We start from the raw sequence: 13,046 nt of genomic DNA on the forward strand, positions 1-13,046 counted from the left end.
CTCGTCACCCTGGCGGCGTTCGGTCTTCCCGCTCTGCCGACGGCAGTAACAGTGAGCTGGTAGCGCTGCTGCTCCAACCATTCCCTATTCCCGACTCCCCATTCCCATGTCGTTAGCTCACGCAAGCACCGAAGCGCTCAGCGAAGGCGGTGCGCTTGCACGCCAGCTCGATGCGTTCGTGCCGCGGCCGGCGCAGTTGCGGTTGACCGCGGCGATCGCCGAGGCGTTCGAGCAGCGCGACGTGCTGCTCGCCGAGGCCGGGACCGGCACCGGCAAGACCTATGCGTATCTGGTGCCGGCGTTGCTGTCGGGGCTGAAGACCATCGTCTCCACCGGTACCCGCGCGCTGCAGGATCAGCTCTACCACCGCGATCTGCCGCGGGTACGGGCCGCGCTGGGCGTGGGCCTGAGCAGCGCGCTGCTGAAGGGGCGCGCCAACTACCTGTGCAAGTATCGCCTGCAGCAGGCCCGCGGCGAGCCGCGGTTCACCGCGCGCGAGCAGATCGCGCAGTTCCAGCGCATCGTCGCCTGGAGCGGGCGCACCCGCTTCGGCGACATCGCCGAGCTGGACGCGCTGGCCGACGATTCGCCGCTGCTGCCGCTGGTCACCTCCACCGTGGACAACTGCCTGGGCACCGAGTGTCCGTTCTGGGGCGAGTGCTTCGTGGTGCAGGCGCGGCAGCGCGCGCAGGCGGCCGACCTGGTGGTGGTCAACCATCACCTGCTGCTGGCCGACCTGGCGCTGAAGCAGGAGGGCTTCGGCGAGATCCTGCCCGGCGCGCAGGCCTTCGTGATCGACGAGGCGCACCAGTTGCCGGAACTGGCGGCGAACTTTTTCGGCGAAGGCTTCGGCATGCGTCCGCTGCAGGAGCTGGCGCGCGACTGCCTGGCCGAGAGCCGGCATGTCGCCGGCGCGCTGGCCAGCCTGCAGGCGCCGGCGCAGGCGCTGGAACAGACCCTGCGCGAACTGCGCGCGGCGATGGAAGGACTGCCGGCACGCGGCACGCAGTGGCGGCTGCTGGCCAAGCCGCAGGTGCGCGACGGCTTCGACGCGCTGCTGGCCGATCTGGCGCGGCTGCAGGAACCGCTGGCGGTGTTGCGCGAGGCCTCGCCCGGCTTCGACGCCTGCGCGGCGCGCGCGCGCGAACTGCGCACGCGGCTGGGCCGCTGGCTCGGCGAGGATGCGCCGATTCCGGATTTCGAGGCCGAGCCGGAACCGGACGCGCCGTCCAACGACGTGCTGTGGTACGAGTTGACGCCGCGCGGCTTCCGCTGCCAGCGCACGCCGCTGGACGTGTCCGGGCCGCTGCGCGCGCATCGCGAGGCGTCGCACGCGGCCTGGGTGTTCACCTCGGCGACGCTGGCGGTGAAGGGCGAGTTCGAACACATCGCCACGCGCCTGGGCCTGAGCGACCCGATGACCTTGCTGCAGCCCAGCCCGTTCGATTGGGCGCGGCAGGCGCTGTGCTACCTGCCGGCGCTGCCCGATCCGGCGGCGCGCGGCTTCGGCACCGCGCTGATCGCCGCGCTGCAGCCGGTGCTGGAGGCCTCGCAAGGTCGCGCCTTCCTGCTGTTCGCCTCGCACCGGGCGCTGCGCGAGGCGGCCGAAGCACTGCGCGACGGACCCTGGCCGCTGTTCGTGCAGGGCGAGGCGCCGCGCGCGACCCTGTTGCAGCGCTTCCGCGCCTCCGGCAACGGCGTGCTGCTTGGCTCGGCCAGCTTCCGCGAAGGCGTGGACGTGGTCGGCGATGCGCTGAGCGTGGTGGTGATCGACAAGCTGCCGTTCGCCGCACCCGACGATCCGGTGTTCGAGGCGCGCCTTGAGGCGATCCGACGCGACGGCGGCAACCCGTTCCGCGACGAGCAGTTGCCGCAGGCGGTGATCGCGCTCAAGCAGGGCGTGGGCCGGCTGATCCGCAGCGAGCGCGACCGCGGCGTGCTGGTGCTGTGCGACCCGCGCCTGCTGTCCAAGTCCTATGGCCGCACCTTCCTGGAATCGCTGCCGCCGTTCGCCCGCACCCGCGACGTGGAGGACGTCCGCCAGTTCTTCGCCGCCGAGGCCCCGCCGCTGGGCGATAATCCCGAGGCCGGCCTGTCGCCATCCGACTAGCCGCCGCGCCGCTCCTGCTTTTGCGAATCCCCAATCCCGAATCCCCACTCCCGGCTTCTCGATGAACCTTCTCGCCTTCGAAACCTCCACCGAAGCCTGCTCCGTCGCCGTGCTGGTCGGCGACCGCGTGCTGGAGCGCTTCGACCTGGCGCCGCGGCGGCATGCCGAACTGGCGCTGCCCTGGGCCGAGCAGTTGCTGAGCGAGGCTGGCATCGGCCGCCGCCAGCTCGATGCGGTGGCCTTCGGCCGCGGCCCCGGCGCGTTCACCGGGGTGCGCCTGGCGATCGCGGTGGCGCAGGGCATCGCCCTGGCCCTGGAGCTGCCGGTGCTGCCGGTGTCCACGCTGCAGGTGCTGGCGCTGCGCGCGCCGGCCGATGCGCCGCGGGTGCTGGCGGCGATCGACGCGCGCATGGGCGAGGTCTACACCGCGGCCTACGCGCGGCAGGCCGATGGCGGCCTGCAGGCGCTGACCGCGGAGCAGGTGTTGAGTCCGGAGGCCTTCGTGTTGCCGGAACCGGAGGCGGCCTGGGCCGCGGTCGGCACCGGCTTGGCGGCGGTCGATGGCACCTTGCAGCGGCGCTTCGGTGCGCACTGGCGCAGCGCCGACGTGCAGGCGCTGCCGCATGCCGCCGACGTGCTGACCCTGGCCGCGGCCGCGTACGCGCGCGGCGAGGCGATCGCACCGGAACGCGCCGAACCGGCGTACCTGCGCGACAACGTCGCCCTGACCCTGGCCGAGCAACAGGCGCAGCGGGCCGCGCGATGAGCGTCGCGGTGACGCCCGGCGACCGCTTCCGCGGGTGCCTGCTGGGACTGGCGGTCGGCGACGCGCTGGGGACCACCCTGGAATTCAAGGCGCCCGGCAGCTTTACGCCGATCGACGACATGGTCGGCGGCGGCCCGTTCGAGCTGCAGCCGGGGCAGTGGACCGACGACACCTCGATGGCGCTGTGCCTGGCGCACAGCCTGCTGTACCGGCAGGGCTTCGACGCCGCCGACCAGATGAACCGCTACTGCAACTGGTACCGGCACGGCTACATGAGCAGCACCGGCGTGTGCTTCGACATCGGCAATACGGTACGCGCCGCGCTGGAGCGCTATCTGCAGGGCGGGCCGGCATTCAGCGGCAGCGACGACCCGCGCGCGGCCGGCAACGGCGCACTGATGCGGCTGGCGCCGGTGGCGATGTTCTACGCGCAGCGGCTCGATGAACTGGCCGCGCGTGCCGCCGACAGTTCGCGCACCACGCACGCCGCGGCCGAGGTGCTGGATGCCAGCCGGCTGTTCGCGTTCCAACTGCGTGCCGCCTTGCTGGGCGAGGACCGTGCGCAGGTGCTGCAGCCGACGGGCGCGCCGCCGATGCAGACACCGGCGCTGCGTGCGCTGGCCATCCGCGACCACGCCGCGGTGCCGGCGACGCAGATCCGCGGCACCGGCTACGTGGTCGATGCGCTGTCGGCGGCGCTGTGGTGTTTCGCCACGACCGAGTGCTTCGCCGATGCGGTGCTGCGCGCGGCCAACCTGGGCGACGACGCCGACACCACCGCGGCGATCTGCGGCCAGCTCGCTGGCGCGTTCTACGGCCTTCACGGCATTCCCGCGGCATGGCGCGCGCGGGTCCAGGATGCGACGGAGATCGTGGCGTTGGCCGATCGCCTGCATGCGGCCAGCCTCGTGCCGTGAGGCCGGGCAGGAAGCCTGCCACACGCGACCGGCGCCCCGTGCGCATCGCCAGCGCGCCTCAACGCGGCGAACAAAACGACTGCGCAGCCGCCAGGCGGGCGCGGACGGTGCTCGGGATCCGCATGTACCACTTGCACGCTGCGGTTCCTGCGCGCCGCCGGCACCCACCTGGCGACTGCTCACGACGGTTTGTCGGCCACTCTCAGTAGTCGTAGCTGACGCTCAGGCGCAGCGAACGCGGCGACTGGCGCAGCAGGGCCGCGCCGTATACCGGGTCCGGGTTGCCCGGGTCCGACTCCGAGTACGGGTACTTCCACAGCGTGGCCTGGCCGTTGAAGACGTTGAACACGTCCAGGCTGAAAGCCAGTTTGCGGTCGGCATAGGCCGGTCGCCACGACACGCCGAGATCCAGTTGCTGCAGCCACGGCAGGCGGCCCTGGCTGCCCGGAGGCGCCGGCTGGCCCTGGTAGTAGTGATAGGCGATGCCGTAGCCGGAGGGGTCGCTGTGGTCGGGGCCGTAGGAGCCCAACGCACTGAACGGCGAGCCGGAGATCAGCTTGAAGTTGGCCGACACCAGCCACGCGGGGTTGATCTGGTAGTAGCCGTAGAACTTGAACTGATGGGTGTGGTCGTTGCTCTGCGGGCCATTGGTGTGCTCCATCAACTGCGCGAAGTCCCACGCCTGGGTGGTGGACACCGCGGTCTGGCCGATGCCCGACAGCAACTGGCCCTCGGTGGTGCCGTAGCTGCGCGACCAAGTGTAGTCGAGGCGGCCGTACCAGCGCTGGTCGAAGGGGTGCTCCAGCGACAGGTTGAGCCCGTAGTAGTTGCGCTTGAATGCCGGGAAGCCGAACTGCGCGTTGCTCAGCGGCACCTTGACGTAGTTGCCCGAGGTGTCGACCAGGGTGAAGGTGTTGGCCCGGCCCGGGTTGATCAGCCAGCAGCTGACCGGATTGCTGGCCAGGGTCACCGTGTGCCCTTGCGCCGCGGCGGCGGCAAATACGGTATCGCTGTCGCAGTAGTCGTCCACGCCGCTGCGCAGGACGCGGTAGGTGCCCTTTGCGCCGTAGACCCAGCTGTCGCCCCAGGCCTTGGTGAAGCCGAGGATGAACTCGTCCTGGAACGAGGGCTTGATGCCTTGCGTGGCGACGGTCTTGGGATCGGGCAGGATGCCGTAGTTGTTGTTGGCCGAGACCGCGCCGGAGATCTGGGTCAGGCCGGTGGGATAGCCGTTGGCGTCGATGCCGCCGTAGGTGTAATAGGTCGACGTCGCCAGGGTGGCGCCGGCGGCGTTGAACGCCGGGTTCAGCGGCAGCGCCAGGTAGTAGCGGCCGGCGTTGCCGTAGACCTTGAAGCGCGCATCGCCGTCGACGTCCCAGCTGAAGCCCAGCCGCGGCGCCCATTGCCCGCTGGTCTGCTTGATGTACGGCGCGCCGTCGCGGTTGTAGTTGGTGAACTGGTCCAGGCGCAGGCCGAGGTTGAGCAGCAACCGGTCCGTCACCTGCCAGTTGTCCTCCACGTATTGCGCGCGCTGCGCCGAGCGCACCGAGGCCAGCGCGCTGTAGATGTACTTGCGCACGTAGTAGCCGTCCTGGCCGTTGGGGAAACCGCCGGTGGCCGGCACGCCGAGCCCGGTGTTGATCGGCACGTTGGGGCTGGCCTGGCCGTAGATCCAGTAGTAGCCATCGCCCGAGGCCACCGAGCCGCGGTTGAGTGCGCGCGCGTTCTGGTTGTCGATGCCGATGGTGATGCTGTGCGCGCCGATGGCGTAGTTCAGATCCAGGCGCAGGTTGTCGGTGCGGTTGCCGCGCGCGGGGTCGACCAGCAGCGAGGTGGTCTGCGCATTGGTGATCGGGGTACCGCCGGTGTAGGCCGGGTTCTGGAACGAGGTGCCGCTGAGGTAGGTCAGCGCGCCGTTGTAGCTGGGATTGCCGGTGTAGTCGTCGGTGCGCTGCTTGCCGTACTGGGCGCTGAAGGTCAGGCGGTCGGTGAGATAGCCGGTGTACTTGGCGGTCCACAGGTCGCCGCCGGTCTTGGTGGTGTTGGCGTCGCCGCGCAGGCTGCCGATGTCGTAACCGCTGTAGTCGTAGTACTTGCCGCGGGTGATGTAGCGGCTGGAGGCGCCGGTGATCTCCAGCAGTTGGCTGTCGCTGATGTTCCAGTCGAGCTTGGCGTACCAGCTCGGCCGGCGGTACTGGTAGTCGTAGTAGTAGGTTCCCGGCGTGGTCTCGCGCGCGCCGTAGAAGCGGTCGCCGTCCTGCCGTTGCAGTTCGTACGCGCCGAAGAAGAACAGCTTGTCCTGGATCAGCGGGCCGCCGGCGTAGATGCTCTGGGTGCTGAGGGTGGAGCCGCTCTTGCTGTCCGGCCGGTAAAGGCTGCCGTCGCCAGGCGAGTAGACGTCCTGCTGCGAGGAGCGCAGCCCGTCCGGCTCCCAGGTCGCCTGGCCACCGAAATGCCATTCGTTGCTGCCGCGCTTGCCGACCGCATTGATCACGCCGCCGTCGGAACGCCCGTACTTGGCGCTGTAGCCGCCGGTGTAGACCTCCAACTGGTCGATGCTGCCGTAGGGCAGGGTCAGCCCGCCCAGGCCGCGCAGCGGGTCGGTGGTGTTGAAGCCATTGATGTAATACGCGTTCTCCGCCGAGGAGGCACCGCCGAAGCTGAGCAACTGCGCGCCGGTCGGGCCGATGTAGGTGCCGCTGCCGCTGTTGCCGGCCACGCCGGGCGCCAGTTGCGCGATGGCCTCCGCCGAGCGGCCCAGCGGCAGGCGCTGCAGCTGCTCGGCATTGATCACCGTGCGCGAGTCCACGCTGCTCACGTCGATCGCGGCGGCGGCGCGGTCGGCGCTGACCTGGACGCCGGCCAGGCTGGTGGTGGCCGGAGCGAAGGAGACCTCGGTGACGCCGCCGACGGTGAGGCCGACGCCGTCGCGGCTGCCCAGCACGCTGCCGTCGGCGCCCTTGGCGATGATGGTGTAGGTGCCCAGCGGCAACTGGCCGATGCTGTAGCGGCCGCGCGCGTCGACGGTGACCTCGCGGCTGAGGCCGCTGTCGCTGCGGACCAGGATGCGCTGGGTCTCGGCCGGCGCCTGGCCGGCGACGGCGCCGGTGGTGGACTGGGCCTGGGCCGGCGGGAGGGCGAGGGCGGCACTCAGTGCCAGGGCGAGCAGGGCGGGCCTGCGGAGGGAGCGGTGGTTGTGCATGCGGGGGTGACTCGGGTGGTGGTGGGGCGGGGACACGCCGCGCCGACTCGAATCCGCCCGTCCTGGATGATGCGATGTGCGCGGTAACGTTCCCCCGCTCCATTAACCTTAATGGGCCGCCATCACAGAAATGCCGCGTGGTTATGTCGGCGGCACCAATGGTTATGTCTCTTGCCGCCGGGTGCTCCATGGCGGCCATACCCTCACCCCACCCCCTTTCCCGAGGGGAGAGGGGCTAGCGCCTTTCCTTTTCCCCTCGGGAGAAGGTGCCCCGCAGGGGCGGATGAGGGTGCGGGCGAAGCCTCGTGTGCCCAAACACCCCGAGACGCTGCGCGCCGGACCCTCACCCCAACCCCTCTCCCGGTGGGAGAGGGGCAGCGCCTTCCTTCTCCCCTTGGGAGAAGGTGCCCCGAAGGGGCGGATGAGGGTGCGGGCGAAGCCTCACCCGCCCGAACTTCGCGACTCGCTACGCGCCGGACCCTCACCCCAACCCCTCTCCCGGTGGGGGAGGGGCTGATCTGCTCTACGCTCAGCGGTCGTCGATCAGGCTGCCGCCGGGCAGGAACACCCAGGTGCGGGTCACCTGCAGGATGTCGACGTTGTCGTCGGTGCGCGGCAGCGGCGGGAATGGCTGCGCCAGTTGCACGATCCGCAACGCGGCGGCATCGAGCATCGGCACGCCGCTGGAGCGCAGGATGCGGCTGCTTTCCAGGCTGCCGTCGCGACGCACGCCCACGCTGATCACCACCTGGCCGCCGAGCCGGCGCCGCCGCGCTTCGTCGGGGTAGTTGAGGTTGCCGACGCGCTCGGCGCGGTCGACCCAGGCGCGCAGGTAGTTGGCGTAGGCGTATTCGCGGGTGCTCGCGGAGACGAACTTGCGGTTGGGGCGCTTGGCGTACTGCTCCGAACGCAGATGTACTTCGGCGGCCAGCCGCGCCATTTCGGCATCGCGCTGTTCGCGCTGGGCGTCCACCGGCCGCTGTGGGTCGTCGGTGCGCGGCTGGGTCTGTGCCACCGGCAGCGGCTGCTCGCCGCGCGCGCTGCTGACCACGCGCGGGGTCGGCTCCGGCGCGGCAGCCGCGGTCTGCGCGCGCAGCGCCTGCGGCGCCAGGCCGTCCTGGCGTTGCGGCACCACGCCCGGCTGGCTGTCGCGGGGCCGCTGGGGTTTGTCGTGGTCGCCGCCGCCCTGCTGGTTGGCCTGGGCCAGGAAGTCGGCCTGTTTCGGGGTCAGCGGCGTGCTGGTCTGGCTGAAGATCACGTCCAGGGTCGGCACCAGCGGCGCATCGTCGTCGATCGCAAAGCCCACGCCGAGGATCAGCAGCCCGTGCACGATCAGCGACAGCACCAGGGTGGCGCTGAGCCGTTCGCGCTCGCCGATGCGCGGCGCGGGCGTCGCGGCGGCCGCGCTCATCGCGCCGGGTAGGCCTCGATGGCGTCGAACAGCAGCCCGGCGATGTTGAGCCCGAACTGCGCGTCCAGCTCGCGCACGCAGGTGGGGCTGGTGACGTTGACCTCGGTGAGGTAGTCGCCGATCACGTCCAGGCCGACGAAGCGCATGCCGCGCCGTTTCATCTCCGGGCCGACCTGGGCGGCGATCCAGCGGTCGCGCTCGCTCAGCGGGCGGCCTTCGCCGCGGCCGCCGGCGGCCAGGTTGCCGCGGAACTCGTCGCCCTGCGGAATCCGCGCCAGGCAGTAGTCGACCGCCACGCCGTCGACCAGCAGGATGCGCTTGTCGCCGGCGCTGATGTCCGGGATGAAGCGCTGCGCCAGGGCCAGCTTGCGGCCGCCGTCGGTCAGCGTCTCCAGGATCACGTTGAGGTTGGGGTCGCCCGTGCCGCTGCGGAAGATCGAGCGCCCGCCCATGCCGTCCAGCGGCTTCAGCACCGCCTGGCCATGCTCGAGCACGAACGCCTTCAGCGTGGCGGCGTCGCGGCTCACCAGGGTCGGCGGACAGCACTGCGGGAACAGCAGGGCGGCCAGCTTCTCGTTGAAATCGCGCAGGCCCTGCGGGTCGTTGACCACCTGCGCGCCGGCGCGCTGGGCCACGCTCAGCACGTGGGTGTCGTACAGGAACTCGGCATCGAACGGCGGGTCCTTGCGCATCAGCACCACCTGCCCGGGGCCGAACGCCAGCTCGGCGAAGCCGTCCAGCTCGAACCAGCCGGCCTTGTCGTCGCGCACCCGCAGCGGCGCGGCCTGGGCCAGTGCGCGGCCGTCGCGCAGGGTCAACCCGCCGGGGCGCACGTAGTGCAGGCGGTGCCCGCGGCGCTGCGCTTCCAGCAGCATCGCGAAGCTCGTGTCTTTGGCGATCTTGATGCTGGCGATGGGGTCCATCACCACGATGACATCGAACGGCATGGGGGCACCTGAGAGACTGAGCGGAAGATGGTAGCGGGTCGGCGGGGGCGCCGCGCACCGGGTGCTGGCCGCGGCCGCGCGGTGTCGCACGTCATCCGTCAAACTGTGACATAGTTTGTGCTGTTACGTGGTTCAACGCAGACCGGCAGCGGCGGCCTTGACAGTCGCAGCGGGTCTTGGGATACATGGCGTTTCGCAGCGAAGCCGGATCCGATGAAGCGTCGCGCGCTTGGGGGCAAGTGATGAGTGAAAACACGACTGCGGGTGGGGAACTCGCAGGCTTGCGGGTGATGGTGATCGACGATTCGAAAACAATCCGTCGTACCGCCGAAACGTTGCTGAAGCGCGAAGGGTGCGAAGTGGTGACGGCGACCGACGGCTTCGAGGCCCTGGCCAAGATCGCCGACCAGCAGCCGCAGATCATCTTCGTGGACATCATGATGCCGCGGCTGGACGGCTATCAGACCTGCGCGCTGATCAAGGGCAACCAGCTGTTCAAGGCCACGCCGGTGATCATGCTGTCTTCCAAGGACGGCCTGTTCGACAAGGCGCGCGGGCGCATCGTCGGTTCCGAGCAGTACCTCACCAAACCCTTTACACGCGAAGAGCTGCTGGGCGCGATCCGTACATACGTCAACGCCTGACCAGGGGGAAAGGCAGCATGGCCCGTATCTTGTTGATCGAGGACTCACCGACCGACCGGGCGGTGTTCACGCAATGGCTGGAAAAAGCCGGGCACCAGGTCCTGTCCACCGACAATGCGGAGGACGGGATCAAGTTGGTGCGCGAGCAGGCGCCGAGCCTGGTGCTGATGGACGTGGTGCTGCCGGGCATGAGCGGCTTCCAGGCCACCCGCGCGCTGTCGCGCGACGAGGCCACCCGGCACATCCCGGTGCTGATCATCAGCACCAAGAGCATGGAGACCGACAAGGTCTGGGGCATGCGCCAGGGCGCCACCGACTACATCGTCAAGCCGCCGCGGGAAGACGAACTGATCGCCCGCATCAACCAGCTGGTGGGCTGACATGCGCTCGCCCTTCGACATCCTCGAGGCCTACGAGCGGCGCAGCCTGGCGCACGCCGTGCAGATGCCCGAACGCGCCTTCGACGACGACGTCTGGCGCGGGGTCGGCTACCGCGTCGGCAAGCGCCACCTGGTCTCGGACTTCCGCGAAGTGGTGGAAATCGTGCGCATGCCGCCGGTCACCCCGGTGCCGGGCGCGCAGCCGTGGCTGCTGGGCGTCGGCAACCTGCGCGGCAACCTGTTCCCGGTGGTCGACCTGAAGCAGTTCCTGGAAGGCGAGCGCACCGCGCTGCAGGAAGGCCAGCGCGTGCTGATCATGCGCCAGAGCGGCGGCGACGTGGCCCTGACCATCGACGAACTGTTCGGTCAGCGCAGTTTCACCGAGGCGCAGGCGGTGGAGCCGGGCGATCTGGCCCAGGGCCGCTACGCGCACTTCATCGACCGCGCCTTCCGCGGCGACGCCCAGGACTGGGGCGTGTTCTCGCTGTCGCTGCTGTCGCGCACTCCCGAATTCCGGCAAGCCGCCGCCTGAGCGCGCGCGCTGCCTCCGCATCGAAGACCGAGGTCGCATCATGAGTACTGCTCCGGACGCCCGCAAGGCCAGCAAGCTCGGCAGCGTGGGCACGAGTTTCTGGCTGGGCCTGCTGGCGCTGTCGCTGGTCGTGTTCGGCGCCAACACCGGCGTGGCCACCTGGCAGGGCAACCGCCTGGCCGGCGCCAGCACCGGCGCGGCCGACCTGCAGGTGCTGTCGCAACAGCTGGCCAACCAGGCCCGCGACGCGGTGTCCGGCAACGCCGAGACCTTCAAGCAGTTCAAGCAGACCAAGGCGAAGGTGGAGAGCACCGTCGCCGAGCTCAACGCGCGCTACGCCAACGAGACCGGCGTGTCCGGGCCGTTGCAGACCCTCAACGGCACCTGGGCGCCGCTGGCCAAGAACGCACAGCAGGTGGTGGACAGCGAACCGGCGGTGCTGGCGCTGGCCGGCAATGCCGACCGCTTCGTCGGCGGCGTGCCGCAGCTGCAGGCGCAGTTGAACGAGGTGGTGCGCGCGATGACCGTCGGCGGCGCCCCCGCCGCGCAGATCTACAACACCCTGCAGCAGGTGGTGGTGGCCGGCACCATGGCCCGCCGCGTCACCGAAATGCGCGCCGGCGGCCGCGGCGCCGCCAGCGCCGGCGACGCGCTGGCGCGCGACTCGGTGGTGTTCGGGCAGATGCTCGAGGGCCTGCGCAACGGCAACGAGGAACTGGGCATCGCCCCGGTGCGCAACGCCGCCGCCTTGGCCGCGCTGGAGCAGTCGCAGGCGCAATGGGCGGAAATGAAGAAGGACCTGGACGCGCTGCAGGCCAGCTCGCGCAGCCTGTTCGCCGCGCAATCCGCCGCTGCGGCGCTGACCGCCGGCTCGGGCAAGATGCTGGAGGACAGCAAGAAGCTGTTCGACGCGTTCTCCGCGTTCGGCTCCACCCGCGACACCCGCCTGTTCCCGAACTTCTGGCTGGGCGTGATCTCCGGCCTGCTGGCGCTGCTGTCGATCGTCGGCTTCGTCTGGACCACGGTGCGCAGCCGCAGCCGCGAGCAGGAAATCCGCCTGCAGACCCAGGTCGAATACAACAGCCGCAACCAGCAGGCGATCATGCGCCTGCTCGACGAAATCAGCTCACTCGGCGAAGGCGACCTGACGGTCAAGGCCTCGGTCACCGAGGACATGACCGGCGCCATCGCCGACGCGATCAACTACGCCGTCGACGAGCTGCGCCACCTGGTGACCACCATCAACGACACCTCGGCCAAGGTCGCCGTGTCCACCGAGGAAACCCAGGCCACCGCGCGGCAACTGGCCGAGGCGGCCGGCCACCAGGCCGAGCAGATCGGTTCGGCCTCGGTTCGCATCAACGAAATCGCCGCCAGCATCGAGCAGGTCTCGCGCAACTCCACCGAATCGGCGGAAGTGGCGCAACGCTCGGTGGTGATCGCCGCCGAGGGCGCCGGCGTGGTCCGCGAGACCATCCAGGGCATGGACCAGATCCGCGACCAGATCCAGGAGACCTCCAAGCGCATCAAGCGCCTGGGCGAGTCGACCCAGGAGATCGGCTCGATCGTGGAACTGATCAACGACATTTCCGAGCAGACCAACATCCTGGCGCTCAACGCCGCGGTGCAGGCCGCCTCGGCCGGCGAGGCCGGCCGCGGTTTCGCTCTGGTCGCCGACGAAGTGCAGCGCCTGGCCGAACGCACCTCCGGCGCCACCCGCCGCATCGAAGGCCTGGTGCAGACCATTCAGGCCGATACCAACGAAGCGGTCAGCTCGATGGAGCAGACCACCTCCGAAGTGGTGTCCGGCGCGCGCCTGGCCGAGGACGCCGGCACCGCGCTGACCGAGATCGAGCGCGTGTCCAACGCGCTCAACACCCTCATCAAGAACATCTCCATCGCCGCGCACCAGCAGTCGGCGGCGGCGATCGACATCACCCAGACGATGGACGTGATCCGGCAGATCACCGGACAGACCTCGCAAGGCGCGGGACAGACCGCCGAATCGATCGGCCGCCTGGCGCAACTGGCGGCGGACCTGCGGCGCTCGGTCGCCGACTTCAAGCTGCCGGCGTAAGCGGGCCGGAACCGGGTGGAAGGAAGCGCACATGACGTACCGTGAACAACTCCCGCATGC

Annotated in this window: 10 protein-coding genes and 1 other RNA gene; 8 read left to right on the plus strand and 3 right to left on the minus strand. The window is 70.0% G+C overall.

The window, feature by feature from the left end; translation table 11 throughout:
- Window positions 1-106 precede the first annotated feature (106 nt).
- The 4 genes from M3U25_RS09350 to M3U25_RS09365 all read left to right on the plus strand — a co-directional run bounded on the left by M3U25_RS09350 (window position 107) and on the right by M3U25_RS09365 (window position 3,991).
- On the plus strand, window positions 107-2,110 hold the full coding sequence (locus M3U25_RS09350) for an ATP-dependent DNA helicase (protein WP_355498051.1): 2,004 nt from the start codon (window positions 107-109) through the stop codon (window positions 2,108-2,110).
- Between the two features lie 61 nt (window positions 2,111-2,171).
- Window positions 2,172-2,876 carry a tRNA (adenosine(37)-N6)-threonylcarbamoyltransferase complex dimerization subunit type 1 TsaB gene (gene tsaB, locus M3U25_RS09355; protein WP_355498048.1) on the plus strand — a complete coding sequence of 235 codons (705 nt, stop codon included), beginning with the start codon at window positions 2,172-2,174 and terminating at the stop codon, window positions 2,874-2,876.
- The gene (locus M3U25_RS09360) at window positions 2,873-3,793 is read left to right on the plus strand and encodes an ADP-ribosylglycohydrolase family protein (RefSeq protein ID WP_355498045.1); all 921 of its coding nucleotides are present in this window, start codon (window positions 2,873-2,875) and stop codon (window positions 3,791-3,793) included. The genes tsaB and M3U25_RS09360 overlap by 4 nt, the downstream gene beginning before the upstream one ends.
- Before the next feature lie 122 nt (window positions 3,794-3,915).
- A non-coding RNA gene (locus M3U25_RS09365) (sX9 sRNA) lies at window positions 3,916-3,991 on the plus strand.
- 4 nt (window positions 3,992-3,995) lie between these two features.
- On the opposite strand, the gene M3U25_RS09370 is transcribed toward M3U25_RS09365, so the two are convergent.
- The 3 genes from M3U25_RS09370 to gshB all read right to left on the minus strand — a co-directional run bounded on the left by M3U25_RS09370 (window position 3,996) and on the right by gshB (window position 9,353).
- The gene (locus M3U25_RS09370; protein ID WP_355498042.1) at window positions 3,996-6,995 is read right to left on the minus strand and encodes a TonB-dependent receptor; all 3,000 of its coding nucleotides are present in this window, start codon (window positions 6,993-6,995) and stop codon (window positions 3,996-3,998) included.
- A 529-nt stretch (window positions 6,996-7,524) separates the two neighbouring features.
- Window positions 7,525-8,406: an energy transducer TonB gene (locus M3U25_RS09375; protein ID WP_355498040.1), complete on the minus strand. Its 882-nt coding sequence runs from the start codon at window positions 8,404-8,406 to the stop codon at window positions 7,525-7,527.
- Complete coding sequence (gene gshB, locus M3U25_RS09380) at window positions 8,403-9,353, minus strand: glutathione synthase (RefSeq protein WP_355498036.1); 951 nt, start codon at window positions 9,351-9,353, stop codon at window positions 8,403-8,405. The genes M3U25_RS09375 and gshB overlap by 4 nt, the downstream gene beginning before the upstream one ends.
- A 242-nt stretch (window positions 9,354-9,595) precedes the next feature.
- Here gshB and pilG point away from each other — a divergent pair, with 242 nt between their 5' ends.
- The 4 genes from pilG to M3U25_RS09400 are packed head-to-tail and all read left to right on the plus strand — an operon-like array spanning window position 9,596 to window position 12,986.
- The gene (gene pilG, locus M3U25_RS09385; RefSeq protein WP_003472648.1) at window positions 9,596-9,997 is read left to right on the plus strand and encodes a twitching motility response regulator PilG; all 402 of its coding nucleotides are present in this window, start codon (window positions 9,596-9,598) and stop codon (window positions 9,995-9,997) included.
- Window positions 9,998-10,014: 17 nt separating this feature from the next.
- The gene (locus M3U25_RS09390) at window positions 10,015-10,377 is read left to right on the plus strand and encodes a response regulator (RefSeq protein ID WP_010343242.1); all 363 of its coding nucleotides are present in this window, start codon (window positions 10,015-10,017) and stop codon (window positions 10,375-10,377) included.
- Between the two features lies 1 nt (window position 10,378).
- Entirely contained in the window at window positions 10,379-10,909 is a 531-nt protein-coding gene (locus tag M3U25_RS09395; protein WP_017910264.1) for a chemotaxis protein CheW, read from the plus strand.
- A 40-nt stretch (window positions 10,910-10,949) separates the two neighbouring features.
- A complete protein-coding gene (locus tag M3U25_RS09400) occupies window positions 10,950-12,986 on the plus strand; it encodes a methyl-accepting chemotaxis protein (RefSeq protein ID WP_355498031.1) in 2,037 nt (678 codons plus the stop codon).
- Window positions 12,987-13,046 lie beyond the last annotated feature (60 nt).

The organism is Xanthomonas sp. PPL134 (genome assembly GCF_040595915.1).
Lineage (GTDB): Bacteria > Pseudomonadota > Gammaproteobacteria > Xanthomonadales > Xanthomonadaceae > Xanthomonas_A > Xanthomonas_A indica.